The organism is Denitratisoma sp. DHT3 (assembly GCF_007833355.1).
Lineage (GTDB): Bacteria > Pseudomonadota > Gammaproteobacteria > Burkholderiales > Rhodocyclaceae > Denitratisoma.
On the sequence record NZ_CP020914.1, the window covers coordinates 1,601,806 to 1,624,707 of the forward strand.

The window sequence follows — 22,902 nt, forward strand, 5'->3', positions numbered from 1 at the left end:
CCCGTATCACGATGGCGCTCCCATCTCACGGCGCCGGCCGGCGCAGCCAGAGGCCGCCGTAAATGAGGACCAGCACCCCGCCGCCGACGGCAAGGCGGGTTGCCGGATGCGCCTCGCCGTAGAACAGGTTGGCCGCCGCCCGCCCCAGCAGGGCGGCCAGCAGTGCCAGCGACAGCAGCAGGCCCAGGGTCCGCCAGTCCTGGAGCTTTCGCCAGGCAACGCCCAAGCGGCGCGACAGCCGGCGCAGGGTCGCCAGCCGGTCGGCATAGATCGCCGCGGTGCTGCCCAGCGCCGCCCCGGCCAGGCCGAACTCCGTCGCGCCCCAGGCGCTTGCCGCCACGGATACCAGCAGCAGGGCGCCGCTCATGCGCAGGGCGAAGCGGCCTTCGCGCAGCAGCAGCATGAGGCTGGACAGCTCCACCACGAAAGGCAGCAGGCCGACGACATAGACCCGCATCACCGACGCGGCGCTCACGTAGGCGGAGGTGTAGATCAGCGTCACGATCTCCTCGGCGAACGCGAAGGCCAGCGCCAGCAGCGGATAGACCAGGGTCGCCACCATCACGTTGGCGCGGCTGTTGAGCTCGATCATGCCGGTCAGATCGCCGGCGGCCTGGAGCCGGCTCATGCTGGGGAGAAAGACATGATTGATCGACTGGCGGAAAAGATTGACCAGGGGGCCGAGCACGCTGGCGACGGAAAACGCGGCGAAGCTTCCCAAGGCGAAGAAACTGGCGGCGACCCATTGGTCCGCCTGCGCCCGCAGCCCGTAGAGCGCGCCGGACAGGCCCAGGGGCGATGCATGGCGAAACTGGACCATGAAGGCCCGCCGATCGAACCAGCGGCCGCCCAATCCCTGGCGCCAGGCGATATACCCCAGCAGCACCGCCAATTTGAGCAGCAGCAGCAGCAGCAGCCAGATCACCGGCGCCAGCTCGCCGGTCAGGAACGCCGCGCTTCCCAGCATCAGGGTCCGCAGCAGGGACAGCCCGACGACGATGCCGATTTGCCATGACACCTGCTCCTCCACCGTCGGCAGGATGTCCAGCAGCGTGGTCACCGAGAAGAGGATGGCGATGGCCGGCACCAGCATGCCGAACCCGGCCAGGGAGCCCATTCCCGCCGGCAGCCAGGGATTCCACGGACTGATGACCAGGCTGCCCAGCAGGCCCGCGCCGGCCAGATAGAGCAGGGTCACCCGGACGTGGGTGCGCCGCGCCGCCGCGTCGCCCCGGGGCAGGAAGAAATACAGGCTTTCGGCCATCGACAGGGGCACGATCACCATCATGGTCATGATCGCCAGCCAGAGCATGCGGTACTGGCCGAAGGCCTCGGGCGTCAGGAAGCGCACCAGGATCACCGGCAGCAGGAACTGCATCGCATAATCGAGCGCATTGGCGCCGCCGAGGGACAGCGCCCGCCTGAGCAGATGGGCCGGCGCCAGCGCGTGACTGCTCACCGCGCTCATTCCGCGGCCCCATCGCGCGGGGATTCGCACAAGGACGCCAGCACCCGCGCAAACCGCTCCAGGACGGCTGCAGCGCCATGGGTCCCGGAGAAATATTCGCGGCAGCGGAGCGAGGCATGCATGTAGTAGAGCTCATCGCGGAACAGGCGCTCGATTTCCGCGGCGGCCTCTTCGACCCCGGCCACGACGCGGTATATCGACGATCCGGCCAGCCGGGCGTTGACGTCGATGAAGGCGACCGTGGGCACACCCCGCGCCCATGCCTGAAGAAAGGTGTTGGGCATTCCCTCGAGCACCGAGGTATTGACCACCACCTTGGCCCGGTCGAAGTGGCGCTCGGCCTCGGCCAGGGGCAGGAAGCCGGTGAGTTCCAGATTGTCCACCGACGCGGCGGCGCGGCGAAACGATTCCGCGTACTCGACCTCCTCCGCGGTCGCAGCGACGCCGATGCCCCCGATCAGAACGAAACGGTACCGGGGCAGCCTGCGCGCCAGTTCAAGGAACAGATCCGGCCGTTTTCCCGGCCACAGATTGCCCGCCCACAACACGGTGTCGCCGGGCCCGGGACGCGCATCCGCCGGCAATTCGTAACAGCTGGGCACCCAGGTGGCGGCACGGCCATAGTGCCGCAGGCAGTTGTCCCGCTGCCCCTGGTTCTGCACCACCACGGCATCGACCATCGCCAGCCCGCGCTCGAACAGCCAGCGGTCGCGGCGCCACTGGATCAACTGCCGGCCAGGCATGAAATCGCTGTCGGAGGCCCCGGCATAGATGGAGCGCCTGCCATGGCGACGGCAGAACGCCGCCACCAGCGCCGTCAGCATGCCCGCCGAGCGCTGATAGTAGATGTCCGCGTCCGCCCGGCGCATGGCGCGCCACATCGAAGTGAGGCGCGGATGCAGGAAACGCACCCCGGCAACGCCGGCCGCCGGCCGATAGGCCCGATAAGTCCTCACGCCGTGGATCACCGCCCCGTCCGGCTGCCCGTAATCGAGGCAGATCATCGATACCTGGTATCCGGCGCCGGCCAGCAAGCGGGCCAGGGTGCTCTGCTGCACCTCGGCCCCGCCCACCACGGCGACGGAAGCATCACCCGAGAGCACCGGCCAGGCCTGGGGCGCGACGAAACAGACACGGGGTCGTCCGGCGGTGTCCGGCGGCATCGACCCCGCGGCGGCGGCAATCGGCGCGGCGCCGGCGACCGGCGGCGCCTCCACGAGCCTGAGACCGGATCGGGCGGCGTGCGACATTCATGCCTCCTTGGCATTGGCATGTCGCCGGCCGTACATCATGCCGATCGCCAGCCAGAGGAAGCTTTGTTCCAGGCCGGGCGTCAGGCCGCCGCCGGATATGCCGGAAAGCATCAGACTCACCAGGCCGGCCGCGGCGCCGGCGAAGAACCCCCGCAGCGTCGGGCTGGTGTCGGGGTCGCGGCTCAGACGCCGGAACTCCCGCCAGACATGGACGAAATAGGCGCCCAGCATGGCCAGGCCGACCACCCCCATGTCCAGGAACGTCTGCAGATAGGCGTTATGCGGATGAGTCACCAGGATGACTCGGCCGCTCCGCATGGCATCGGACCAGGCGATCGAACCCAGGCCGTTGCCGATCAGCGGATGGCGCCACAGTTCGGGCAGCAAGGGCAGCCAGATCTCTTCCATGCGCCCGGCGCTGATGGCGTTCAGGCCCAGCCCCCAGCCCATGGTGACGCGGTCGAAGACGGCGCCCGGCAGCAGCAGCACGAGCACCGCGAGCGCCGCCGCGCCGAAGAACAGGCCGGCGCCCATGCCGCGCGACAGCAGGAACAGGCCATTCACCACGACGAAACCCAGGAACGCGCTGCGGGAAAAAGTGCATACCAGGGCCACCACCGCCAGCAGCGCCCCCAGGCCCAATGCGATTTTCATCGCGCCGCCCCGGCTCCCGGTCCAGGCGAACAGCAACAGGGCATAGGCGAAGGTGTAGAGCCGCCCCAGGTCGTTGGCGTGAATTCCAAGCGGTTGGAAGAATTCCCGCGACTCGCTGCCGGCCAGCTTTTCCAGGCTGACGCCGGAGTACAGAACGAAGACGATGGCGAGCATGCACATCGTGAAGATCGAAATCAACACCGGGAACAACATGCGCTCCGGCGCCTTGGAGCGGGCGGCGGCGGCGCCGGCCAGCAGCGCCACGACGACGGTCAGCAGCGGCTTGACCAGCACGTCGCGCAGATAGCCTGGCGCATTGTCGAAGGACAGCAGTTCGTCGCCGATCAGTTCCGCGGGTATCTCATGCACATGCTGCGCGCCGACGGCGGCGGCCAGGATCATGGGCGCCAGATACAGCCAGACCAGGGGGCGGGGCATCATGCGCCGGCCGGAGACGCCGCGCAGCAGCGCCGCGGCAAGCGTTTCCAGCAGCAGCAGGTTGAACGGATTGAGCCCGGTGATGCCGCCGATGCTGTGAGGCAGCAAGGTGCTGGTCGAAATCGGCGTCAGAATCACCAGCAGGACCACACCGATGCGGAAATCGAGCAGAACGAAAGCGAAGACCAGCAGCGACAGGCCGATCAGCAGGGCATTGGCGCCGCCGAGGGCGACCAGGCCACCCGCGACCAGGGCGCCGCTCACCACCGCCAGCGGCAGCCAGTTCCGCCGTTCCGGAGTCTCCATCCGCCATGCCGACGGATCGGACAGTGCTGATTTCATGCGCGTCTCCACGGTTCGTCCCATCCTGAAAGCGCCCTGCCGCAAGCACTCCCGTCGCTAGCAGGCGTTGAGCAGCGCGCCCAGGATGGCGACGCCGCCGTCGCCGAGGTGCTTGACGACCCGATGGGTCTCGGCCAGCCGGGTATGGCCGAGCCGGGTCACCACCAGGGCGCTGCCGGCGTGATAAGCGACCACCTGGGCGTCGGAGAACAGGTTGGCGGGAGCGGTGTCGATCAGGATCACGTCGAACTCGGCGGCATAGGCGTCGAGCAGGTCCACCAATGCCGGGCGGGAAAGCAGTTCCAGCGGCTTCGGCGGCGGAGCGCCGGCCGGCAGCACCGCCAGATGGTGAAATCCCGGAATGGCCTGGACGACATGACGATCGGCCCGCCCGGACAGCACGGCGGAAAGGCCGACGCGATCCGGGAGGCCGAAGATCCGGTGCTGGCGCGGCCGGCGAAAGTCGCCGTCGATCAGCAAGGTGCGCTCGCCGAGCTGGGAGAACAGCACCGCCAGATTGGCCGCCACGTAGCTGCGCCCCTCGCCACCGCACGGGCTGATCACGGCCAGCACCCGCCGCGTGGCGCCGGCCTGGCGCCAGCGCAACAACAACCGGGTGCGCAAGGCCCGCAACTCCTCGTTGCAGCCGTGGTCCGGGCTGTGCACCGCCACCAGTTCGCTGGACATGTTGGCGCCCGCCGAACGCATCGGCAGGTCGTATTGCTTGTGCAACGCATCCAGCAGGTCGGCGTGATCGATCAGGCTCAGGCGCATCGCCGCTTCGCCGAAGCGCCATCCCTCGCGATGCTGGAGCGCCATCACCTGGTCGACGTTCTCGACGCTCAGTTTTCCCTGCGTGACCAGAATGGCGCCGATGCTGTTGCCGTGGCCCGTCATCATGGGGCGATAGGCGCCAAGGGGCGACACGGTTTCGTAGGTTTCGACTTTCATGATCGTCCTCCCGGGCCTCAACGCAACAGATGCCGGGCCAGGCGCGGGCCGGGCAGCCCCCGTTCCAGCGGCTCCCAACGATTCAGGACGGCCAGCATCGGCACCTCCGGATCGCCCTCCAGATCGACGGCCCGGCGCACGCGCCGATCGGCGGTTTCCATCAGATAGACCACGGTGAGCGCGAGCATGATCCCCAGCGCCAGGGACAGCCCGATGTTGAGCAGGATCCGGGGACGGGACGGCTTGCCGGGCGGCACGGCCGGATCGATGATGCTGACGTTGGTCTGGCTGGCCCGGCTGTCGATCCGGTTGGCCATCAGCCGCTGCATCGCCTGGTCGTAGGTCTGCTGCGCCAGCGCGACGTCATGTTCGAGCACCGCCAGTTCGCCGCGGGCGATCTTGAGTTGCAGCACCCGCTCGCGCTGCGCCTCCATCGCGGCGACCAGGCCGGCCCGGCGCTGACGGCCGTAGGAGGCCGCGCCGTCGTTCTGCGCTCGGTCCATCAGGTTCGTACGCAGTTCATCGACCAGGGCCTGCTGTTGCAGATATTGGGGGTGCCGTGGCCCGAATTCGACCGCCATCTCCCGCAGGCGCGCCTCGGCCTGCGCCAGGTTTCCGGCCAGCGCGTCGGCGTGGCGGTTGCCGGCGCGCGCCACCTGGTTCGCCAGCTCGACGAAGCGGGCATTCTCGACATCGAATCGCTCGTCGCTGACGACGATGCCCTTTTGCCGCTGGTATTCCGCCAGCCGCTGCCGCGCCCGCTCCAGGTCCGCCCGCAGACCGACGGCCTGCTCGTCGAACCACACGGAAGCCACGCGCGTCGGCTCGGTTCGCAGCTTCAGCATCGCATCCACGTAGGCCTTGGCGAAGCCGTTGGCGACGGCGGCGGCGAACTTCGGCTGCCGGGCGGGGAAACTCAGGCGGATGACGCTGCTCTGGGTGGTGTCGACCTTGACTTCCTTGCGCAGCGCCTGGCCCAGCCACTCTTCGAAGCTGCCCATGTCACCGGTGCCACCGGCGGCGCCGGTGTCGGACTCGAACTTCTCGCGCAACTCGGCGTCGTCGCCCAGCCGCAGATCGGCAACCACCTGCCGCGCCACCTGCATCCCGGTCAGGATATCCACCTGGGTCTGCAGATAGCCGATGCGTTCCCGTTCCAGCGGCGCGCTCCGATTGGCCATCGACTGCTCGTCGCGCCCGTCGACCAGTATCGAAGCGGTCGCGACATAGGTCTTGGGCATGACCAGGCTGACCACCGTCGCGGCGAGCACGGTGGCCGCGACGACCAGCAGGAACACGCGATAACGGGCGCGCAGGGCGGCGAACAACAGATCGGTATTCATGACACCTCCTGATCCGGTGAATATGTCGGATGCCTAGAACAGTCTCTCGGGGATATCGATCACATCGTTGGCGAGCACGCTGTCGGACATGCCCGCGCCGATGTCGCGCAGGCTGCCGTCGGCGCCGCGACGATGGATCCGGATGCCGCGCTCCGTCCCGCGGGGAGTGACGCCGCCCGCCAGGGAAACGGCCTGCATCACGTTCAGGTTCTCGGCCAGGCGATAGGCGCCGGCCCGGAACACCTCGCCATTGATGTAGAACACGGGGGCCCGTTCGACCACCACCGTGTCGCCGTTCCTGAGTTCGACGTTGGCGCTGGAGTCGCTGTTGCGATAGATGCGCGTGATATCCACCTCGCGCTTGACGGCGCCGCCCTCGGAGGCGCTGACGATCGTCACCCGGCTGTCGCCGTCGGGCGCGATGCCCCCGGCCAGCGCCAGCACATCGGTCAGGCGCGTGCCGGCGTCGTCGAGCACGTAGCGGCCGGGCCGGGCGACCTGCCCCAGGACCGAAACCTGCCGGCTGCGGATCTGCAACACGGTGATGGTGACGATGGGGTCGTTCAGGTACCGCCCCTGCTTCAGCAGGTCGGCGATTTTCGTCACCGCCTCGCCCTGGGTCAGGCCCCCGATCTCGACGTCGCCGATCAGCGGGAACCAGATATTGCCCCGCGCGGAAATACGGGTTTCCGTGGTCAGATTCGGATTCTGGGAGACGGCGACCCGGACGCTGTCGCCGGGGCCGAGCGTCTCCTCCTCCCCGGCCCGGAGAGCGGAAGACCAGACGCCGAGGAGCAGGCAAAGCAGGGTGATGCGCAGACGGGAAAACATGATGGCCTCCTTGTCGATGGCGGCACGACGCAAAAAAACATGAGCGAACATTACGTCGCCTATAGGCGGCCAGATACGGAGCCGTCTGCGCCGATCGGACTAGAGGGAACGGAGGGCGTGGCGACGGGCCGCCGCCAGGACGATGAACGCGCGAATACCGATACCGGTTTCCACGTAGGTGCGGAAACGTATGTGCAAAGGAGTCCGGCCCGGCTAGATTCGGCGCCGTCGACCTGGTCCCGCACGATCACGATCGGCGCGTGGTTCCCGGCGGGCCGAGACACCCTGCAATGAACGGTGCCCGGACACCACCTGACATGCGGAGGAGGAAACACAATGCTCAGCAACCCGCCAGCAGAGTCTTCCCAAGCGGCCTTGACGCCCACGCCGGCGATGCGCGCTTCCAGCCAGTCGGGGCCGCTCGACGCCATGGAGATGGAGGCCATCGCCATCAACTTGCAGGCCGCGGCCCGCATCCACAAGGGCTACCAGTTCTTCAGCTGGACCCAGGGCCTGCTGCAGAGCCTGATCAACCATGAAATGCTGATCTGCATCGCCGCCAGCGGCGAGCATGCGCTGGCGCGCGTGGAAAGTTTCTCGACCTCCACGCTGGATCAGGAATTCGTCCGTCAGCTCTGCCATCAGGACATACTGCTGATTCAGAACCTGATCCAGAAATGGCGGATGAATCACCACGAGCCGGCCATTCACCACGTCGCGAACGACGCGCCGTTCACCAGCAGCGCCCTGGCGCGGGAACTGAAGCGCATCGGTTCGACGACGATTCTCTGCCTCGGCGCCTTCGGTACGGACAGCAATCTCGCCGCCTTCTACATCTTCGCCTGCAACGAGGAAGAACTCACGCCGCGGCGGGCGTACATCGCCGAGCTGCTGCTGCCCTTCCTCCATGCCGCCTGGGTGCGCACCCGGGTCGAGCCCGCCCAGGAGGGCGGCGCCAGCCTGTCCCAGGATCGCAGCCAGCTCACCCAGCGCGAACAGGAAGTCCTGAAGTGGATCTATCTGGGGAAAAGCAACATCGAAATCGGCCTGATCCTGGGGATCAGCCCACTCACGGTGAAGAACCACGTCCAGGAGATCCTGCGCCGGTTGAACGTGCTGAACCGGGCACAGGCGGTCGGCAAGGCGTTGTCGCTGCATCTGATCTCAACAACCTGATCCTTGCTTGACGCGGTATGGGATAAGTTCGATCATCGCGGCTCCGCCAGACTCCGATCTCAAATCATGCAAAACAATTACAACGTCCTGATCGATCCGCTGCGCAACTCGAACGATTCGAGCAACTCGAAAATCCGCTTTCCGCTTCCCCACCGCCTGCCTCCCGACCTGAGACGCGGCGTCCTCGCCGCGTCGCTGGCCCTGCTCGCCGGCGACGCCTGCGCGCTGCTCAACGACAAGGTCGATCTCTACGTGGCGGAAACCGTCACCCACGACAGCAACGTCTTCCGCATCTCGGATGCCGCCAACGCCAACGCCGCCATCGGCTCATCGCAGAAGGGCGACGACATCACCCGTACCGAGTTCGGCGTCAGTCTCAACGTCCCGGTCAGCCGCCAGCGTCTCGTCGCCAGCCTCAGCGCCAACCGCACCCACTACGCGCACTACTCGGATCTCGATTTCACCGGACGCGCCGCGCGCGGCGCCTGGCTCTGGGAAGCGGGCGATCAACTGAACGGCGAGCTGGGCTACGGCGAGACCAAGACCCTGGCATCGTTCAGCGATATCCAGAGCCGCATCGTCAACCCCTTGCTCACCCAGCGCGCCTTCGCCAGCGCCAATTATCTGATCACGCCGCGCTGGCAGCTCCAGGCCGGGGTGACGCAAACAAACCGGAAGAACGACAACCTCGCCCAGCGGGTGAACGACTCCGAACTGCGCGATCTGGAGTTCGGCGTCAACTACATTTCCCCGACCACCAGCAAGATCGGCCTCAGCCTGCGCCAGACCGACGGCCGCCTGCCCAACGACCAGCGGGTTTTCGGCAGCCTCTACAGCAACGACTATCGCCAGCACAGCGTCGGCCTGGTGACCGATTGGACGATCAGCGCCAAGTCGCGCCTCACGGCGCGCCTGGACCATGCGCGCCGAAACTACGACGACCTCAGTCAGCGCAACTGGAGCGGCACCCTGGCCCAGGTGAATTACGACTGGAAGGTCTCCGAGACCTTCACCCTGACCGCCCGCGCGCAACGCGACATCAGCCCGACCGAGGACATCCAGACCTACTTCGTCCTGACCAAGGGCGTCAGCCTGCGCCCCACCCTGCAGTTGAGCCCCAAGACCCAGATTTCGGCGACCCTGGAGCGCAGCGTCAGGGACTATCTGGGCGACGCCGCCACCGTCCTGGGCGCTCCGATGCGCAGCGACACCGTACACACCGTGGGGGCAACCCTGTCCTATGCGCCCATCCCCAAGCTGACCCTGCGTTTCTCGGTGCAGCGGGAGAAGCGCTCGTCCAACATCGTCCTCGCGGATTACGAGGACAACCTGGTCTATCTCAGCGTGAACTACGCTTTTTAACCGTACCTGGAAACGATTTTTCCGTCCCTGTGCATGAAATACGCGGAAAGCAGGAAGGCCCACCCCCTCCCGGCCTCCCCCTCTCCGGGGGAGGTGACGATATGAGCTCGCTATGCTCGTATTACTTGGCCAGCCGTTTCAATTTGCTGTTTCAAGCTGGAAACGCCGGGCATCAGCTCAGCGGCCAGCGCTCCAGCACCTGGTAGTCGGCGCCGGCCGTCGAGGAGCGCGACTCGACCAGCACGAACCCGGTCACCGGCCAGGTCAGGGAGAACGTCAGCGGCGGCGGCGCCGGACAGCGGGCATTGCGCAGCAGCGTCACGTGGGCGGCAAAGCGCCGCCGCTCCAGTGCGTAGCCGGCGCCGCGCAAGGTCTCTTGCAGGCGCTCGGCCAGGACTTCCAGTCCGGGTGGCATGGTCTCGCAGCCGGCCCAGAGAATTCGGTTGTGACGCCAGTAGTCGAGCCGGTCCAGCACCAGGTCGAAGGCGGCGGCCTTGATGGCGCCGGCCATGTCGTCGACCATCGCGCGCAGTTCCGGCAGGCGCGCTTCCTCGACCCGGCCGAGGAAGGCCAGCGTCAAATGCAGCGTATGCCGCGCCATCGCCCGGCCACCGCAAAGTTTTTCAGCATCGACCGCCAGCCGGTGCAAGGCATCGGCCTGCTCGGCGGGCGGCCAGAGCGCGAAGAACAGGCGGCGCGATCCGCTCCCGTCCCCGGACTCCATCAGGCTCGATCAGGCGCCATCGCGCAGCAACAGGGCCACCGCCTGCGCCGCGATGCCCTCGCCGCGGCCGGTGAAGCCCAGTTGCTCGGTGGTCTTGCCCTTGATATTCACCGCGCCGGGCTCGATGCCCAGATCGGCGGCGATGTTGGCCGCCATGGCCGGCGCATGGGGCAGGATTCTCGGCGCCTGGCAGATCACGGTGCAATCGACGTTGCCCACCCGCCAGCCCGCCAGCCGCACCCGCTCGACCGCGCCGCGCAGCAGCATCCGGCTGTCGGCCCCGCTCCAGCGCGGATCGGTATCGGGGAAATGGCGCCCGATGTCGCCCAGGCCGGCCGCCCCCAGCACGGCGTCGGTGATGGCGTGCAGCAGCACGTCGGCATCGGAATGGCCCAGCAGTCCCCGTTCGAAGGGAATGGTCACGCCGCCGATGATCAAGGGGCGGCCTGCGGCGAAGGCATGGACGTCGAAGCCTTGGCCGATGCGGATATCGAGAGTCATGATTGTTCAGCGGACGAAAGTTGGCGGCTGCGCAGGATCCATTCGGCCAGGCGCAGATCGGCGGGATAGGTGACCTTGAAATTAGTGGCGTCGGCGGCCACCAGGCGCGGCGCCAGGCCCAGCGCCTCGATCGCGCCGGCCTCGTCGGTGACGTCGGGGCAGCATTCCAGCGCTTGCAGCAGTTGACGATGGCGGAACATCTGCGGCGTCTGCGCCTGCCACAGCCCGTCCCGCGGCACCGTGGCCTGGACGCGCTGGTCCGCGCCGGCGCGCTTCAGCGTATCGGCCACCGGCACCGCCAGGATGCCGCCCACCGGGTCGTCGCCCACCGTCCGGATCAGGGCTTCCACCTGGGCGGGCGCCAGGCAGGCGCGCGCCGCGTCATGGACCAGGACCCAGTCGTCGGCGGCCACGGCCATGGCCGCCATCGCTCGCAGGCCATTGGTCACGCTCTCGGCGCGGGTCGCTCCGCCACAGCGCAGCACCTCCAGGCGCCCGGCCAGGAGGGACCAGTCGTGGCGCGCCCAGTCGGCGTCGTCCGCCGCCAGCACCACGAATATCTTGGCGATCGCCGGCACCGCGCAGAGGCTGGCGAGCGTGTGATGGATCAGGGGCCGCCCCAGCAGGGGAAGGTATTGCTTGGGTTTTTCCCCACCCATGCGGGAGCCGCTGCCGGCGGCGGGAACGAGTGCATAACGGGTCATGGGCGGATTGTAAGGACTACAATCGAATCCGACCAATCGCCTTGCAGCAGCCATGGAAAATACCGCGCAACAAGTGCAGCTCTTCGCCACCAGCCTGGCCGTCGGCCTGCTCATCGGTTTGGAGCGGGAACGCAAGCCCGACGCCAAGGCCGGAGTTCGCACCTACGCGCTCACGTCCCTGCTGGGCAGCTTGAGCGCCCTGCTGGCCAAGGATGTGGACAGCGGCTGGGTCGTGGCGCTGGGGCTGATCGCGGTGGGCGGCATGATGATGCTGGCCACCGCCCAGGACCCCCACGACGACGGCGATCCGGGCACCACTTCGGTCGTCGCGCTGATGATCGCCTACGGCCTGGGGGCCGCGATCTGGCTGGGACATGACACGCTGGCCGTGATGCTGGCCATCGCCACCACGGTCCTGCTCTATTTCAAGAGCGAATTGCACGGCTTCAGCAGCCGCATCACCGCCCGCGACCTGATCTCGGTGCTGCAGTTCGGCGTCCTCTCGTTCATCGTGCTGCCGATCCTGCCCAACAGCGATTTCGGCCCGTTCAACGCCTTCAACCCGCGCCAGATCTGGTGGCTGGTGGTGCTGATTTCCGGGCTGTCCCTGGCCGGCTATGTCGCGTTGCGCCTGATCGGCACCCGCCACGGCGCCGCCATGATCGGGATTTTCGGCGGCCTGGCCTCCAGCACCGCCACCACCATGATCTATTCCCGCCATGCCCGGCGAGACAGCGGACTGACCGCGATGGCCGCCCTGGTGGTGCTGCTGGCCAATCTGACGGTGCTGGTCCGGCTGGCCCTGGTCGCCCTGGTGGTGGCGCCGCCCCTGTTCCATCCCTTGGCCATCATATTCGGCGCCGGATTCGGCGCCGGCCTGCTGTTCACCCTGTGGGTCTGGCTGCGCCTGGGGCAGCGCACGCAAATGCCCACGCCGGAAATCGCCAACCCTGCCGAATTGCGCAGCGCCCTCACCTTCGGCGCCCTCTATGCCGTGATGCTGATGATTGCGGCATGGATCCAGGAAAGCGCCGGCCACCGCGGCCTCTATGCGGTCAGCCTGGCTTCCGGACTCACCGACGTGGATGCCATCGTGCTGTCGAGCCTCAAGCTGTTCAACCTCGAAAAGCTGGCGGCGGAGCAGGCCGTGGTCGCCGTCGCGCTGGCGACCCTGGCCAACCTGGCCTTCAAGACCGGCCTGGTCGTCAGCATCGGCGGCAGGCGCCTGGCCAGCCGCACCGTGCCCGGCCTGGCCGCGATTGCCGTTGGCATTGGTGCCGCGCTGACGTTCGCTCTATAGTGTGTTTTTGAGGAGTCGATCATGGCCGCCTCCCCCACCGCCACCACCCCCACCTCTTCCGCCTCCGGCTACTTGCGCCCCCCCGCCGTCGCCGGCCTGTTCTACCCCGGCGACGGCCAGCAGCTGGCTGTGGAGGTCTCGGCACTGCTGGCCGAATGCCATCCACCCCGCCTGCGTCCCAAAGCGCTGATCGCCCCCCATGCCGGCTACATCTACTCGGGACCGGTGGCCGCCCAGGCCTATGCCCTCCTGGAACCCCTGCGTCCCGTCGTGCGGCGGGTGTTGCTGCTGGGACCGGTGCATCGGGTGCCGGTGCGCGGTCTGGCCACGACCGGCGCCAGCCATTTCCGCACGCCCCTGGGCGACGTGCCGATCGATGGCGCGGCCGTGCGGGAAGCCTGCCGCCTGCCGCAGGTCGCCATCTACGACCAGGCCCACGGCGCGGAGCATTCCCTGGAGGTGCATCTGCCCTTCTTGCAGACCGTGCTCGATGAATTCAGCCTGGTGCCCTTCGCGGTGGGCATGGCCTCGGCCAGCGAGGTCGCCGAAGTGCTCGACCTGCTCTGGGGCGGCGAGGAAACCCTGATCGTGGTGAGTTCCGACCTGTCGCACTATCAGCCTTACCAGGAGGCCCGGCAACGGGACCGCCACACCGCCGACGACATCCTGCATCTGCGCCTGCTCGGCGACCATGAGCAGGCCTGCGGCGCCACGCCGATCAACGGCCTGCTCGAAGTGGCGCGCCGCCGGCATCTGCGTCCGACGCTTCTCGATCTGCGCAATTCCGGCGACACGGCGGGCGACAAGTCCCGCGTCGTCGGCTACGGGGCCTTCGCCTTCGAGGCGGCGTAAGCCGGTCAGGCCGGAACCCAGGAGGAAAAGCTTCGATGAAAAAATCGTCGCGCGGCGCGCGTAGGTTCGAGCTGCCGTTTCAACGGTGTATTTCACGTTGATGGACGCCCTTGGCCTCGCCCTCCTGCGCCGCGCCAGGAACGCGATTGCCGCGGAACTCGGTGCGGAGGCCGCCCCGGCGGCGGATGAGTCCGCGCCGACCGCGCTCGCCGCGCCGGGCGCCACCTTCGTCACGTTGACCCAGGCGGGACGGCTGCGCGGCTGCATCGGCTCGCTCGAAGCCCATCGTTCCCTGGCGGAGGATGTGGCGGCCAACGCGCGGGCCGCGGCATTTCGCGATCCCCGCTTCCCGCCGCTGGGCAGTGCCGAGTTGCCGTCCACCCGCGTCGAGGTGTCGCTGCTGTCGCCGCCCAGCGCCATCGTCTTTCACGACGAGGCCGATGCGTGTGCCCGCCTGCGTCCGGGCATCGATGGCGTGATCCTCGAATATGGGAACCATCGCGCCACTTTCCTGCCACAAGTATGGGAAGACCTGCCCAGTCCCGCCGACTTCCTCGCCCACCTGAAGCGCAAGGCGGGCCTGCCGGCGGATTTCTGGTCGCCGGACATCCGGCTCCATCGCTACGAGGTACGGAAATGGAAGGAAGACACGAGCAGTTGAGCGGCCCGCCCGCACGCTGGTGGCACAAACTCGCCGACGGACGCATCCAGTGCGACCTCTGCCCACGGGATTGCAGGCTCCACGAGGGGCAGCGCGGCGCGTGTTTCGTCCGCGCCCGCCACCAGGACCGGATCATTCTGACCACCTACGGCCGCAGCTCCGGCTTTTGCATCGACCCGGTGGAGAAAAAGCCGCTGAACCATTTCTACCCGGGCTCCAGCATCCTCTCCTTCGGTACCGCCGGCTGCAACCTGGCCTGCAAGTTCTGCCAGAACTGGGACATTTCCAAGTCCCGCGAAATGGATACCCTGATGGACGACGCGACGCCGGAGGCCATCGCCCGCGCCGCCGCCCGCTACCAGGCGAAAAGCGTGGCCTTCACCTACAACGACCCGGTGATCTTCGCCGAATACGCGATGGACACCGCCGATGCCTGTCACGCCCTGGGCATCAAGGCGGTGGCCGTCACCGCCGGCTACATCCACGCGGAGCCGGCGCGCGAGTTCTACGCCAAGATGGACGCCGCCAACGTGGACCTGAAAGCCTTCACCGACGCGTTCTACGTCAAGCTCTGCGGCGGCCATCTGCAGCCGGTGCTGGACACGCTGAGCTACATCGCCCATCACACGGACTGCTGGCTGGAGATCACCACCCTGCTGATTCCCGGCGAGAACGACAGCGCCGCCGAACTGACGGCCCTGTCCCAGTGGGTGGCCAGGGAACTGGGGCCCGACGTGCCGCTGCACTTTTCCGCCTTCCACCCGGACTGGAAAATGACCGACCGGCCGCCGACGCCGCCGGCGACGCTGCTGGAAGCTCGTCGCATCGCGCTGGAGGCCGGCCTGCGCTACGTCTACACCGGCAATGTGCACAACCCGGCGGGGGACGCCACCTACTGTCCGGGCTGCGGCGCGGCGGTGATCCGCCGCGACTGGTACGAAATCCTCGGCTACGACCTGACCGACGACGGCCACTGCCGCCACTGCGGTACGCTCATCGCCGGCCGCTTCGGCCCGCTGGGCACGCCCTTCGGTTCGCGCCGCATCCCGGTGCGGCTGCACGGCGAACTTTCATGATGCAGGGAGAAGGCTCGCCCCCCTCCGGGGGGGGCGATACGGCTCGCTACGCTCGATATCACAGGGAACGCTGTAGCGACACCGATAGGTTGCGGCTGGCGGCGCGGCGGAAAACTCCATTTTCACGGCAACCCGAAACCCTCAGCCACGCCGGCGTCCTTTCGGTTTCGCTCCGGTTTCCGGCTGCGTCGCCGGCGGCGCCTCCACAAGCCTGAAATCAATCTTGTTCTGTTCCATGTCCACTCGCACCACCTGGACCCGCACCCGGTCGGAGAGCCGGTAGCGCGCGCCGCTGCGCTCGCCGACCATGGCGTGGGCGGCCTCGTCGAAGTGGAAATAGTCCCGTCCCAGTTCGGAGACATGCACCAGGCCCTCGACGAAGACCTCGTCCAGGGCGACGAAAATGCCGAACGGCACCACCGCGGAAATGCTGCCGCTGTATTCCTCGCCGATGCGGTCCTTCATGTAGAAGCACTTGAGCCAGGACTCGACGTCGCGGGTGGCCTCGTCGGCGCGGCGCTCGGTGGCCGAGCAGTGCAGGCCGATCTCCTCCCAGTTGCCCGGGCGGTACTTCTCTCCGGCCAGCGCCGCCTTGATCGCCCGATGCACCAGCAGATCCGGATAGCGGCGGATCGGCGAGGTGAAGTGGGTGTAGCTCTCGTAGGCCAGGCCGAAGTGGCCGACGTTGTCCGGGCTGTAGATGGCCTGACTGAGGGAGCGCAGCATCACCGTCTGGAGCAGCACCTTGTCGGTCCGTCCCTCGATCTTCGTCAGCAGCCTGGCGTAGTCCTTGGCGCCGGGACTGTCGCCGCCGCCCAGCTGCATGCCGAAGGTGGCGAGGAATTCGCGCAGCTTGGTGAGCTTTTCCTCCGGCGGCCCTTCGTGGATCCGGTAGAGCGTGGCATGTTCCTGCTCATGCAGGAATTCCGAGGCGCAGACGTTGGCGGCCAGCATGCATTCCTCGATCAGGCGGTGGGCGTCGTTGCGGGCATAGGGTTCGATGCGGGCGATCTTGCCGTTGTCGTCGAAGATCATCCGCGTCTCGACGGTGTCGAAATCGATGGCGCCGCGTTTCTCGCGCGCCTTGGCGAGCAGCCGGAAGACGGCGTCGAGCGCCTCCAGGTTCGGCAGCAGCGGTTCCAGCTTGCGCCGCGCCGCGGGGTCCTGATCATAAAGTGCGGCCGCCACCTCGGTGTAGGTGAGCCGCGCGTGGGAGAACATCACCGCCGGATAGAAACGATAGCGCTTGATCGCGCCGGCGGCGGAAAGCGACATGTCGCAGACCATGCACAGCCGCTCCACCTGGGGATTCAGCGAACACAGGCCGTTGGAGAGCTTTTCCGGCAGCATCGAGATCACCCGCCGCGGGAAATACACCGAGTTGCCCCGGTCGTAGGCCTCCTGGTCCAGCACCGAACTGGCGTCCACGTAATGGGAGACATCGGCGATCGCCACCACCAGGCGGAAGCCCTTGCCCTGGCGCTCGCAATACACGGCATCGTCGAAATCGCGCGCCGTCTCGCCGTCGATGGTGACCAACGGCAGGCCGGTCAGGTCCTCGCGCCCCTTCCAGTCGGACTTGCGCACCTCGTCGGGCAGCTTCTTGGTCTGCTTCAGCGCCTCCTTGGAGAACTCGAAAGGCAGGTCGTGCTTGCGCAGGGCGATCTCGATCTCCATCCCCGGATCGGCGTAGTTGCCGAGGATTTCGATCACCCGGCCGATGGGCTGGGAACGGACCGTGGGCTGTTCGATGATCTCCACCATCACCACCTGCCCCGCCTTGGGGCGCAGCGCCTTCTTGTCGCTTTTCGGCGGCGGCGGCAGCAGGATGTCCTGGCTGATGCGGCGGTTCTCGGCCGCCACGAAGCAGACGCCGTGCTCGTTGATCACCCGGCCCACCACCCGGGTGTTGGCCCGGTCGGTCACCTCGACGATCTTGCCTTCGGGCCGGCCGCGGCGGTCGACACCCACCAGGCGCACGATGGCGCGGTCGCCGTGGAGCACCTTGGCCATTTCCTTGGCCGAAAGAAAGATGTCGCCGCCCTTTTCCTTGTCGTCCGGGATCAGGAAACCGTAGCCATCCCGATGCCCCTGCACGCGTCCGCCGATCAGATCCGCCTTGTCGGGGATCAACCAGTCGCCGCGGCGGTTCTGCATCAACTGCCCGTCGCGGGCCATCGCGCCGAGGCGGCGCTGGAAATCCGTCACCTCGAACGGCTTCACATCCAGTCGATCACAGAGGTCCTCGAAGGGCATCGGCACCCCCGCCTGCTCGCCCAGCAACTGCAGGATGTACTCCCGGCTCGGCAAGGGATAGTCGTACTTGCCCATCTCGCGGGCAAGCTCGGGATCGGCCCGGCGCACAGCGGAGAGCTTGGGAAATTTCTGGGGTTTCTTGTTTGACAATTGTTTTTTTTCCTATAGAATTCGCGCCTCTTTGATTCGCCCCGTGCCCAGGTGGCGGAATTGGTAGACGCACTAGTTTCAGGTACTAGCGCTGCGAGGCGTGGAGGTTCGAGTCCTCTCCTGGGCACCACGACAAAGACATGGAATGGCCCTGACTCTCATCAGGGCCATTTTCTTTTCTGCCGACCGCTGCTCAAGATGGCATCGGCCGACGCGGCTTGCGGACAGACTCATTGATGGCATTCTACGCCCGGAGCGTGGGATTCTTTCAGCGAATTCGACGCGTCCGGTATGATTGACGGCTTGTTCCTCCCACACATTGGCAAGACTTTCATGATCCGAAAACTGCTGCGGCGCGTGTTCCGGCGCAACGGTACTCCGTCCGCCGTGGCACCGGCCGTCGTGCCGGCGGAGCGCCACCGCATCCACCGGGAACACGTCTCCCGCGCCGCCTTGCGCGTCTGCGACACGCTGCAGCAGGCCGGCCACCGGGCTTATGTCGTCGGCGGCGCGGTGCGCGACCTGATCGCCGGCATCGTACCCAAGGATTTCGACGTCGCCACCGACGCCACGCCGGAGCAGGTGCGGGCCTTGTTCCGCCGCTCGCGCATCATCGGCCGCCGCTTCCAGATCGTCCATGTGATGTTCGGTCCGGAAACCATCGAGGTCTCCACCTTTCGCGCCGCCCACAACGAGGACACGGTCAAGGACGAGCATGGGCGGGTGCTGCGCGACAACGTCTGGGGCAGCATCGAGGAGGACGCGGCGCGGCGGGACTTCACGGTCAACGCCCTGTATTACGATCCGGCAACACAGACCGTGCTCGACTACCACCACGGTGTGGCAGACCTGCAGCAGAAGGTGCTGCGCATGATCGGCGAACCGCGCACCCGCTACCGCGAAGACCCGGTGCGGATGCTGCGGGCGGTGCGTCTCTCGGCCAAGCTGGGCCTGGCGCTCGATCCGGCGGTGAAGAATCCGATCCGGGAAATGGCGGAGCTGATGGAGAACGTCCCGGCGGCCCGGCTCTTCGACGAAATGTTGAAGCTCCTGTTTTCCGGTCACGCGGTGGAATGCCTGAAGCGTCTGCGCGACGAGGGCCTGCACCATGGCCTCCTACCCCTGCTGGACGTGATCCTGGAGCAGCCCATGGGCGAGAAGTTCGTGCTGCTGGCCCTGGCCAACACCGACGCCCGGGTGCGGGCCGGCAAGCCCACCTCCCCCGGATTCCTGTTCGCCACCTTGCTCTGGCACGAGGTGCTCGCCAACTGGGAAGCCCGCAAGGCCAAGAAGGAACTGGCCACTCCGGCGCTCTACTCGGCAATGGATGAAGTGCTCGACATCCAGGGGGAAAAGCTCGCCATCACCCGGCGCATCGCCGGCGACATCAAGGAAATCTGGGCGCTGCAACCCCGCTTCGAAAAACGCTCCGGCAAGTTTCCCTACCGCCTGCTGGAACAGCCGCGCTTCCGCGCCGCCTACGATTTCCTGCTGCTGCGCGCCGCCAGTGGCGAAACGTCCCAGGAGCTGGCCGACTGGTGGACCGAATTCCAGGACGCCGACCCGGAACGGCGCGAGGCCATGCAGGTGGCCGACACCTCGCCGAAGAAGCCGCGCCGCCGCCGGACCCAGAGCCGCAAGGAAGCGGAGTCCACGGGAGAAGCGGCGCAGTGAGGGAAGGTGTGCCGGCTGCGCCGGCCGTGGCCTATGTCGCCCTCGGCGCCAATCTGGGGGACCCGGTCGCCACCGTGCGCGCCGCCGCCCTGGCCCTCGCCGGCCTGCCCGACAGCCGCCTGACCGCCGTCTCCAGCCTGTACCGCACGGCACCGGTGGGCCTGCTGGGGCAACCCGACTTCATCAACGCCGTCGCCGCCCTGGAAACAGCCCTGCCGCCGAGCGTCCTGCTGAATGAGCTGTTCGCCATCGAGGCCCGGTTCGGCCGCCAGCGCAGCATCCGCAACGCGCCGCGTACCCTCGACCTGGATCTGCTGCTGCATGGCGCGACGCGCTGCGACGACGGTCGGCTGACCCTGCCCCATCCCCGCATGCACGAGCGGGCCTTCGTTCTGGCGCCGCTGGCGGAGATCGCGCCGCAACTCGAGATTCCGGGGCGCGGGCCGGTCGCCGGATTGCTGGGGGCCTGCGCCGACCAGCGCATCGAACGCGTCACCGTCCACACCGCCGCCGCATGAGCCCGTCCTTCTCCGGGCTGCCGGTGATCCTGCAGACCACCCTGCTGCTGGCGATTTCCAACGTCTTCATGACCTTCGCCTGGTACGCCCATCTCAAGCACCTCAACGAGCGCCCATGGTGGGTCGCGGCGCTGCTCTCCTGGGGCATCGCCCTCTTCGAATATCTGGTGCAGGTGCCGGCCAACCGCATCGGCAACACCGAGTTGTCCCTGGCTCAGCTCAAGATCGTCCAGGAGGTCGTCACCCTGGCGGTCTTCGTGCCCTTCGTGGTGCTCTACATGCAGCAGCCGCTGAAGCTGGACTACCTGTGGGCGGGCCTTTGCCTGCTGGGAGCGATATATTTCATCTTCCGCTGAATCCTAGGAAAGACCGCCATGACCTATCTCGCCAGCAACAAGACCGTGACCCTCCTGGAACTGGCCCGCATGAAGCGGGACGGCGAGAGGATCGCCATGCTCACCGGCTACGACGCCAGCTTCGCCGCCCTGGAGGACCGCTGCGGGGTGGACACGATCCTGGTCGGCGACTCCCTGGGCAACGTGCTCCAGGGCAAGACCTCGACCCTGCCGGTCACCATGGAGCACATGGTCTATCACACCGAATGCGTCGGCCACATCGTCGAACGGGCCATGGTGGTGGCCGACATGCCCTTCGGCAGCTACTACGAATCGCGCGAACAGGCCATGCGCAACGCCGCGCGCCTGATGGCCGCCGGCGCCGAGATGGTGAAGCTGGAAGGCGGCGAGGTGATGGCCGACACCGTCCACTTCCTCACCGCGCGCGGCATCCCGGTCTGCGCCCACATCGGCCTGACGCCCCAGTCGGTGCACGCCCTCAGCGGCTACCGGGTCCAGGGCCGCGGCGACGATGGCGCCGTCCGCATGAAGGCCGATGCCCACGCACTGGAACAGGCCGGCGCCACCCTGATGGTGCTGGAAATGGTGCCCGCGGCGCTGGCCGGCGAGATTTCGAAGTCCCTGACCGCCTGCGCCACCATCGGCATCGGCGCCGGCAAGGAGTGCGACGGCCAGGTGCTGGTGCTGCACGACATGCTGGGCATCTATCCCGGCAAGAAGGGGCGCTTCGTCAAGGACTTCATGACCGAGGCGCAAAGCATCGAAGGCGCCGTCAAGGCCTACGTCAGCGCCGTCAAGGACGGCAGCTTCCCCGCTCCCGAACACAGCTACTGATTCGCCCGACCATGCAGATCCACACCACCATCGCAGGCCTGCGCGCCGCCCTGCGTGACGCCGGTTCCGGCCAGCGCGTGGCCCTGGTGCCCACCATGGGCAACCTCCATGACGGTCATATCGCCCTGATGCGCCAGGCGCGGGAGCACGGCGACAGCGTGGTCGCGACCATCTTCGTCAACCGCCTGCAATTCCGTCCCGGCGAGGATTTCGAAAAATATCCCCGCACCTTCGAGGCCGACCGTCAGCGGCTGGCCGAAGCCGGCGTGGATCACCTGTTCGCACCCGACGAAGCGGAAATGTACCCCCAGCCCCAGGGCTATCACATCGACCCGCCGGCCGAACAAGCCGGCATTCTCGACGGCGAGTTCCGCCCCGGCCATTTCCGCGGCATGGCCACGGTGGTGATGAAGCTGTTCCAGATCGCCCAGCCCCAGGTGGCGCTGTTCGGCAAGAAGGACTACCAGCAGTTGATGATCATCCGCAACATGGTGCGGGACCTGAACCTGCCCATCGAGATCGTCGGCGGCGAGACCGTCCGCGCAACCGACGGCCTGGCGCTTTCCTCGCGCAACGGCTATCTGACCGAAGCGGAACGCAAGGAAGCGCCCCGGTTATTCGAACTACTGACCAAAGTAGTAGCCGAAATCCGTGCGGGAAACCACGACTTCCCGCAACTGGAGCGGAACACCGTCAGTCAGCTAAAAGCGAACAATTGGTTGCCCGACTATGTTGCAGTACGCAAAAAATTTGATTTACAATTCCCGTCCGCTCACGAATCCGGGTTGGTGGTGTTGGCCGCGGCGCGTCTGGGTAGCACGCGCCTCATCGACAACCTGGAAGTTTAGGACACCGCGATGCGCTCAGGCCGGCGGTGGACCAGCAGCGAAAACGGAGGGGCATCCATCCCGCAATCGCGATGGGCGCCCGGATCATTGGTCGCATCCTTTGCCTGAGAAGGAACGAACATGCAACGTACCATGTTGAAGTCCAAGCTGCACCGGGTCACCGTGACCCAATCCGAACTCCATTACGAGGGTTCCTGCGCCATCGATGAAAACCTGCTGGATGCCGCCGACATCAAGGAATACCAGCAGATCGACATCTACAACGTCAACAACGGCGAGCGCTTCACCACCTACGCCATCCGCGCCGAGCGCGGCAGCGGCGCCATTTCGGTCAACGGCGCGGCGGCCCGCCTGGCGGCCCCGGGCGATCTGCTGATCATCGCCACCTACGCCACCTACAACGAGATCGAGCTGCAGAAGTACGAACCCGATCTGATCTACGTGGACGCCAAGAACCGCATCACCAACCAGAAGCACAAGATTCCCGCCCAGGCCGTCGCCTGAGCGGCTGAGTCACCGGACCGCCGGATCGTCTCCGGCTCGCTCCCGAAGGCCCGCCAATGGCGGGCCTTTTCCGTTGACGGCGCGGCATCGTCACGTCCGCCCTGGCCCGCCATCCGTCCAAGAGAA

The 22,902-nt window shown here is 66.9% G+C and carries 22 protein-coding genes and 1 tRNA gene; 13 read left to right on the forward strand and 10 right to left on the reverse strand.

Annotated features, from left to right (window positions below):
• Nucleotides 1-25: 25 nt before the first annotated feature.
• Genes B9N43_RS07305 through epsE form a run of 6 tightly spaced genes read right to left on the reverse strand, consistent with a single transcriptional unit; the run spans nucleotide 26 to nucleotide 7,280 of the window.
• Nucleotides 26-1,459 (reverse strand): lipopolysaccharide biosynthesis protein, encoded by a 1,434-nt coding sequence (locus B9N43_RS07305; RefSeq protein WP_186454023.1) that lies wholly within the window; start codon nucleotides 1,457-1,459, stop codon nucleotides 26-28.
• Nucleotides 1,460-1,464: 5 nt separating this feature from the next.
• Nucleotides 1,465-2,718, reverse strand: coding sequence for a glycosyltransferase family 4 protein (locus tag B9N43_RS07310; protein WP_145841633.1), 1,254 nt, complete (start codon nucleotides 2,716-2,718; stop codon nucleotides 1,465-1,467).
• Nucleotides 2,719-4,155, reverse strand: coding sequence for an O-antigen ligase family protein (locus B9N43_RS07315; protein ID WP_186454024.1), 1,437 nt, complete (start codon nucleotides 4,153-4,155; stop codon nucleotides 2,719-2,721).
• 57 nt (nucleotides 4,156-4,212) lie between these two features.
• Entirely contained in the window at nucleotides 4,213-5,106 is an 894-nt protein-coding gene (locus tag B9N43_RS07320) for a polysaccharide biosynthesis tyrosine autokinase (RefSeq protein ID WP_145841635.1), read from the reverse strand.
• 17 nt (nucleotides 5,107-5,123) lie between these two features.
• Entirely contained in the window at nucleotides 5,124-6,449 is a 1,326-nt protein-coding gene (locus tag B9N43_RS07325) for a GNVR domain-containing protein (RefSeq protein ID WP_145841636.1), read from the reverse strand.
• 33 nt (nucleotides 6,450-6,482) lie between these two features.
• Nucleotides 6,483-7,280: a polysaccharide export protein EpsE gene (epsE, locus tag B9N43_RS07330; protein ID WP_186454025.1), complete on the reverse strand. Its 798-nt coding sequence runs from the start codon at nucleotides 7,278-7,280 to the stop codon at nucleotides 6,483-6,485.
• 336 nt (nucleotides 7,281-7,616) lie between these two features.
• Here epsE and epsA point away from each other — a divergent pair, with 336 nt between their 5' ends.
• Entirely contained in the window at nucleotides 7,617-8,456 is an 840-nt protein-coding gene (epsA, locus tag B9N43_RS07335) for an XrtB/PEP-CTERM-associated transcriptional regulator EpsA (protein ID WP_145841638.1), read from the forward strand.
• Between the two features lie 66 nt (nucleotides 8,457-8,522).
• Complete coding sequence (gene epsL, locus B9N43_RS07340; RefSeq protein WP_145841639.1) at nucleotides 8,523-9,818, forward strand: XrtB/PEP-CTERM-associated polysaccharide biosynthesis outer membrane protein EpsL; 1,296 nt, start codon at nucleotides 8,523-8,525, stop codon at nucleotides 9,816-9,818.
• Between the two features lie 172 nt (nucleotides 9,819-9,990).
• On the opposite strand, the gene thpR is transcribed toward epsL, so the two are convergent.
• Genes thpR through ispD form a run of 3 tightly spaced genes read right to left on the reverse strand, consistent with a single transcriptional unit; the run spans nucleotide 9,991 to nucleotide 11,747 of the window.
• On the reverse strand, nucleotides 9,991-10,542 hold the full coding sequence (gene thpR, locus B9N43_RS07345) for an RNA 2',3'-cyclic phosphodiesterase (protein WP_145841640.1): 552 nt from the start codon (nucleotides 10,540-10,542) through the stop codon (nucleotides 9,991-9,993).
• Nucleotides 10,543-10,551: 9 nt separating this feature from the next.
• Complete coding sequence (gene ispF, locus B9N43_RS07350) at nucleotides 10,552-11,043, reverse strand: 2-C-methyl-D-erythritol 2,4-cyclodiphosphate synthase (protein WP_145841641.1); 492 nt, start codon at nucleotides 11,041-11,043, stop codon at nucleotides 10,552-10,554.
• Nucleotides 11,040-11,747 carry a 2-C-methyl-D-erythritol 4-phosphate cytidylyltransferase gene (gene ispD, locus B9N43_RS07355; protein WP_145841642.1) on the reverse strand — a complete coding sequence of 236 codons (708 nt, stop codon included), beginning with the start codon at nucleotides 11,745-11,747 and terminating at the stop codon, nucleotides 11,040-11,042. Before ispD ends, ispF begins: the two co-directional genes overlap by 4 nt.
• Nucleotides 11,748-11,799: 52 nt before the next feature.
• Here ispD and B9N43_RS07360 point away from each other — a divergent pair, with 52 nt between their 5' ends.
• From B9N43_RS07360 to amrS, 4 genes are all read left to right on the forward strand, one after another.
• Entirely contained in the window at nucleotides 11,800-13,047 is a 1,248-nt protein-coding gene (locus tag B9N43_RS07360; protein WP_145841643.1) for an MgtC/SapB family protein, read from the forward strand.
• 21 nt (nucleotides 13,048-13,068) lie between these two features.
• On the forward strand, nucleotides 13,069-13,899 hold the full coding sequence (gene amrB / locus B9N43_RS07365; protein ID WP_145841644.1) for an AmmeMemoRadiSam system protein B: 831 nt from the start codon (nucleotides 13,069-13,071) through the stop codon (nucleotides 13,897-13,899).
• Nucleotides 13,900-13,999: 100 nt separating this feature from the next.
• Nucleotides 14,000-14,560: an AmmeMemoRadiSam system protein A gene (gene amrA / locus B9N43_RS07370; protein ID WP_145841645.1), complete on the forward strand. Its 561-nt coding sequence runs from the start codon at nucleotides 14,000-14,002 to the stop codon at nucleotides 14,558-14,560.
• Complete coding sequence (gene amrS / locus B9N43_RS07375; RefSeq protein WP_145841646.1) at nucleotides 14,536-15,636, forward strand: AmmeMemoRadiSam system radical SAM enzyme; 1,101 nt, start codon at nucleotides 14,536-14,538, stop codon at nucleotides 15,634-15,636. Before amrA ends, amrS begins: the two co-directional genes overlap by 25 nt.
• 141 nt (nucleotides 15,637-15,777) lie before the next feature.
• Here the strand turns inward: amrS and rnr are convergent, their stop codons facing one another.
• Entirely contained in the window at nucleotides 15,778-17,967 is a 2,190-nt protein-coding gene (gene rnr, locus B9N43_RS07380; RefSeq protein WP_145843483.1) for a ribonuclease R, read from the reverse strand.
• Nucleotides 17,968-18,087: 120 nt separating this feature from the next.
• On the opposite strand from rnr, the gene B9N43_RS07385 reads away from it, so the two are divergent.
• The 7 genes from B9N43_RS07385 to panD all read left to right on the forward strand — a co-directional run bounded on the left by B9N43_RS07385 (nucleotide 18,088) and on the right by panD (nucleotide 22,776).
• Nucleotides 18,088-18,172: transfer RNA gene (locus B9N43_RS07385), tRNA-Leu, on the forward strand.
• A gap of 203 nt (nucleotides 18,173-18,375) precedes the next feature.
• Nucleotides 18,376-19,716, forward strand: coding sequence for a polynucleotide adenylyltransferase PcnB (gene pcnB, locus B9N43_RS07390; RefSeq protein WP_145841647.1), 1,341 nt, complete (start codon nucleotides 18,376-18,378; stop codon nucleotides 19,714-19,716).
• On the forward strand, nucleotides 19,713-20,234 hold the full coding sequence (gene folK, locus B9N43_RS07395) for a 2-amino-4-hydroxy-6-hydroxymethyldihydropteridine diphosphokinase (RefSeq protein WP_261379416.1): 522 nt from the start codon (nucleotides 19,713-19,715) through the stop codon (nucleotides 20,232-20,234). Before pcnB ends, folK begins: the two co-directional genes overlap by 4 nt.
• Entirely contained in the window at nucleotides 20,231-20,590 is a 360-nt protein-coding gene (locus tag B9N43_RS07400; RefSeq protein WP_222428834.1) for a DMT family protein, read from the forward strand. Before folK ends, B9N43_RS07400 begins: the two co-directional genes overlap by 4 nt.
• An 18-nt stretch (nucleotides 20,591-20,608) precedes the next feature.
• Nucleotides 20,609-21,424 (forward strand): 3-methyl-2-oxobutanoate hydroxymethyltransferase, encoded by an 816-nt coding sequence (gene panB / locus B9N43_RS07405; RefSeq protein ID WP_145841648.1) that lies wholly within the window; start codon nucleotides 20,609-20,611, stop codon nucleotides 21,422-21,424.
• Between the two features lie 11 nt (nucleotides 21,425-21,435).
• A complete protein-coding gene (gene panC / locus B9N43_RS07410) occupies nucleotides 21,436-22,272 on the forward strand; it encodes a pantoate--beta-alanine ligase (RefSeq protein WP_145841649.1) in 837 nt (278 codons plus the stop codon).
• Between the two features lie 120 nt (nucleotides 22,273-22,392).
• Entirely contained in the window at nucleotides 22,393-22,776 is a 384-nt protein-coding gene (gene panD, locus B9N43_RS07415; RefSeq protein ID WP_145841650.1) for an aspartate 1-decarboxylase, read from the forward strand.
• Nucleotides 22,777-22,902 lie beyond the last annotated feature (126 nt).

Excerpts from the sequence above, each read along its gene's own strand:
- B9N43_RS07320 (WP_145841635.1), bottom strand. The coding sequence starts at position 5,106 with ATGAAAGTCGAAACCTACGAAACCGTGTCGCCCCTTGGCGCCTATCGC.
- pcnB (WP_145841647.1), top strand. The coding sequence starts at position 18,376 with ATGATCCGAAAACTGCTGCGGCGCGTGTTCCGGCGCAACGGTACTCCG.
- ispF (WP_145841641.1), bottom strand. The coding sequence starts at position 11,043 with ATGACTCTCGATATCCGCATCGGCCAAGGCTTCGACGTCCATGCCTTC.
- epsL (WP_145841639.1), top strand. The coding sequence starts at position 8,523 with ATGCAAAACAATTACAACGTCCTGATCGATCCGCTGCGCAACTCGAAC.
- amrS (WP_145841646.1), top strand. The coding sequence starts at position 14,536 with ATGGAAGGAAGACACGAGCAGTTGAGCGGCCCGCCCGCACGCTGGTGG.
- epsA (WP_145841638.1), top strand. The coding sequence starts at position 7,617 with ATGCTCAGCAACCCGCCAGCAGAGTCTTCCCAAGCGGCCTTGACGCCC.
- B9N43_RS07400 (WP_222428834.1), top strand. The coding sequence starts at position 20,231 with ATGAGCCCGTCCTTCTCCGGGCTGCCGGTGATCCTGCAGACCACCCTG.
- epsE (WP_186454025.1), bottom strand. The coding sequence starts at position 7,280 with ATGTTTTCCCGTCTGCGCATCACCCTGCTTTGCCTGCTCCTCGGCGTC.
- amrB (WP_145841644.1), top strand. The coding sequence starts at position 13,069 with ATGGCCGCCTCCCCCACCGCCACCACCCCCACCTCTTCCGCCTCCGGC.
- panC (WP_145841649.1), top strand. The coding sequence starts at position 21,436 with ATGCAGATCCACACCACCATCGCAGGCCTGCGCGCCGCCCTGCGTGAC.
- B9N43_RS07360 (WP_145841643.1), top strand. The coding sequence starts at position 11,800 with ATGGAAAATACCGCGCAACAAGTGCAGCTCTTCGCCACCAGCCTGGCC.
- rnr (WP_145843483.1), bottom strand. The coding sequence starts at position 17,967 with ATGGGCAAGTACGACTATCCCTTGCCGAGCCGGGAGTACATCCTGCAG.
- panB (WP_145841648.1), top strand. The coding sequence starts at position 20,609 with ATGACCTATCTCGCCAGCAACAAGACCGTGACCCTCCTGGAACTGGCC.
- ispD (WP_145841642.1), bottom strand. The coding sequence starts at position 11,747 with ATGACCCGTTATGCACTCGTTCCCGCCGCCGGCAGCGGCTCCCGCATG.
- thpR (WP_145841640.1), bottom strand. The coding sequence starts at position 10,542 with ATGGAGTCCGGGGACGGGAGCGGATCGCGCCGCCTGTTCTTCGCGCTC.
- B9N43_RS07310 (WP_145841633.1), bottom strand. The coding sequence starts at position 2,718 with ATGTCGCACGCCGCCCGATCCGGTCTCAGGCTCGTGGAGGCGCCGCCG.
- amrA (WP_145841645.1), top strand. The coding sequence starts at position 14,000 with ATGGACGCCCTTGGCCTCGCCCTCCTGCGCCGCGCCAGGAACGCGATT.
- panD (WP_145841650.1), top strand. The coding sequence starts at position 22,393 with ATGCAACGTACCATGTTGAAGTCCAAGCTGCACCGGGTCACCGTGACC.
- B9N43_RS07315 (WP_186454024.1), bottom strand. The coding sequence starts at position 4,155 with ATGAAATCAGCACTGTCCGATCCGTCGGCATGGCGGATGGAGACTCCG.
- B9N43_RS07325 (WP_145841636.1), bottom strand. The coding sequence starts at position 6,449 with ATGAATACCGATCTGTTGTTCGCCGCCCTGCGCGCCCGTTATCGCGTG.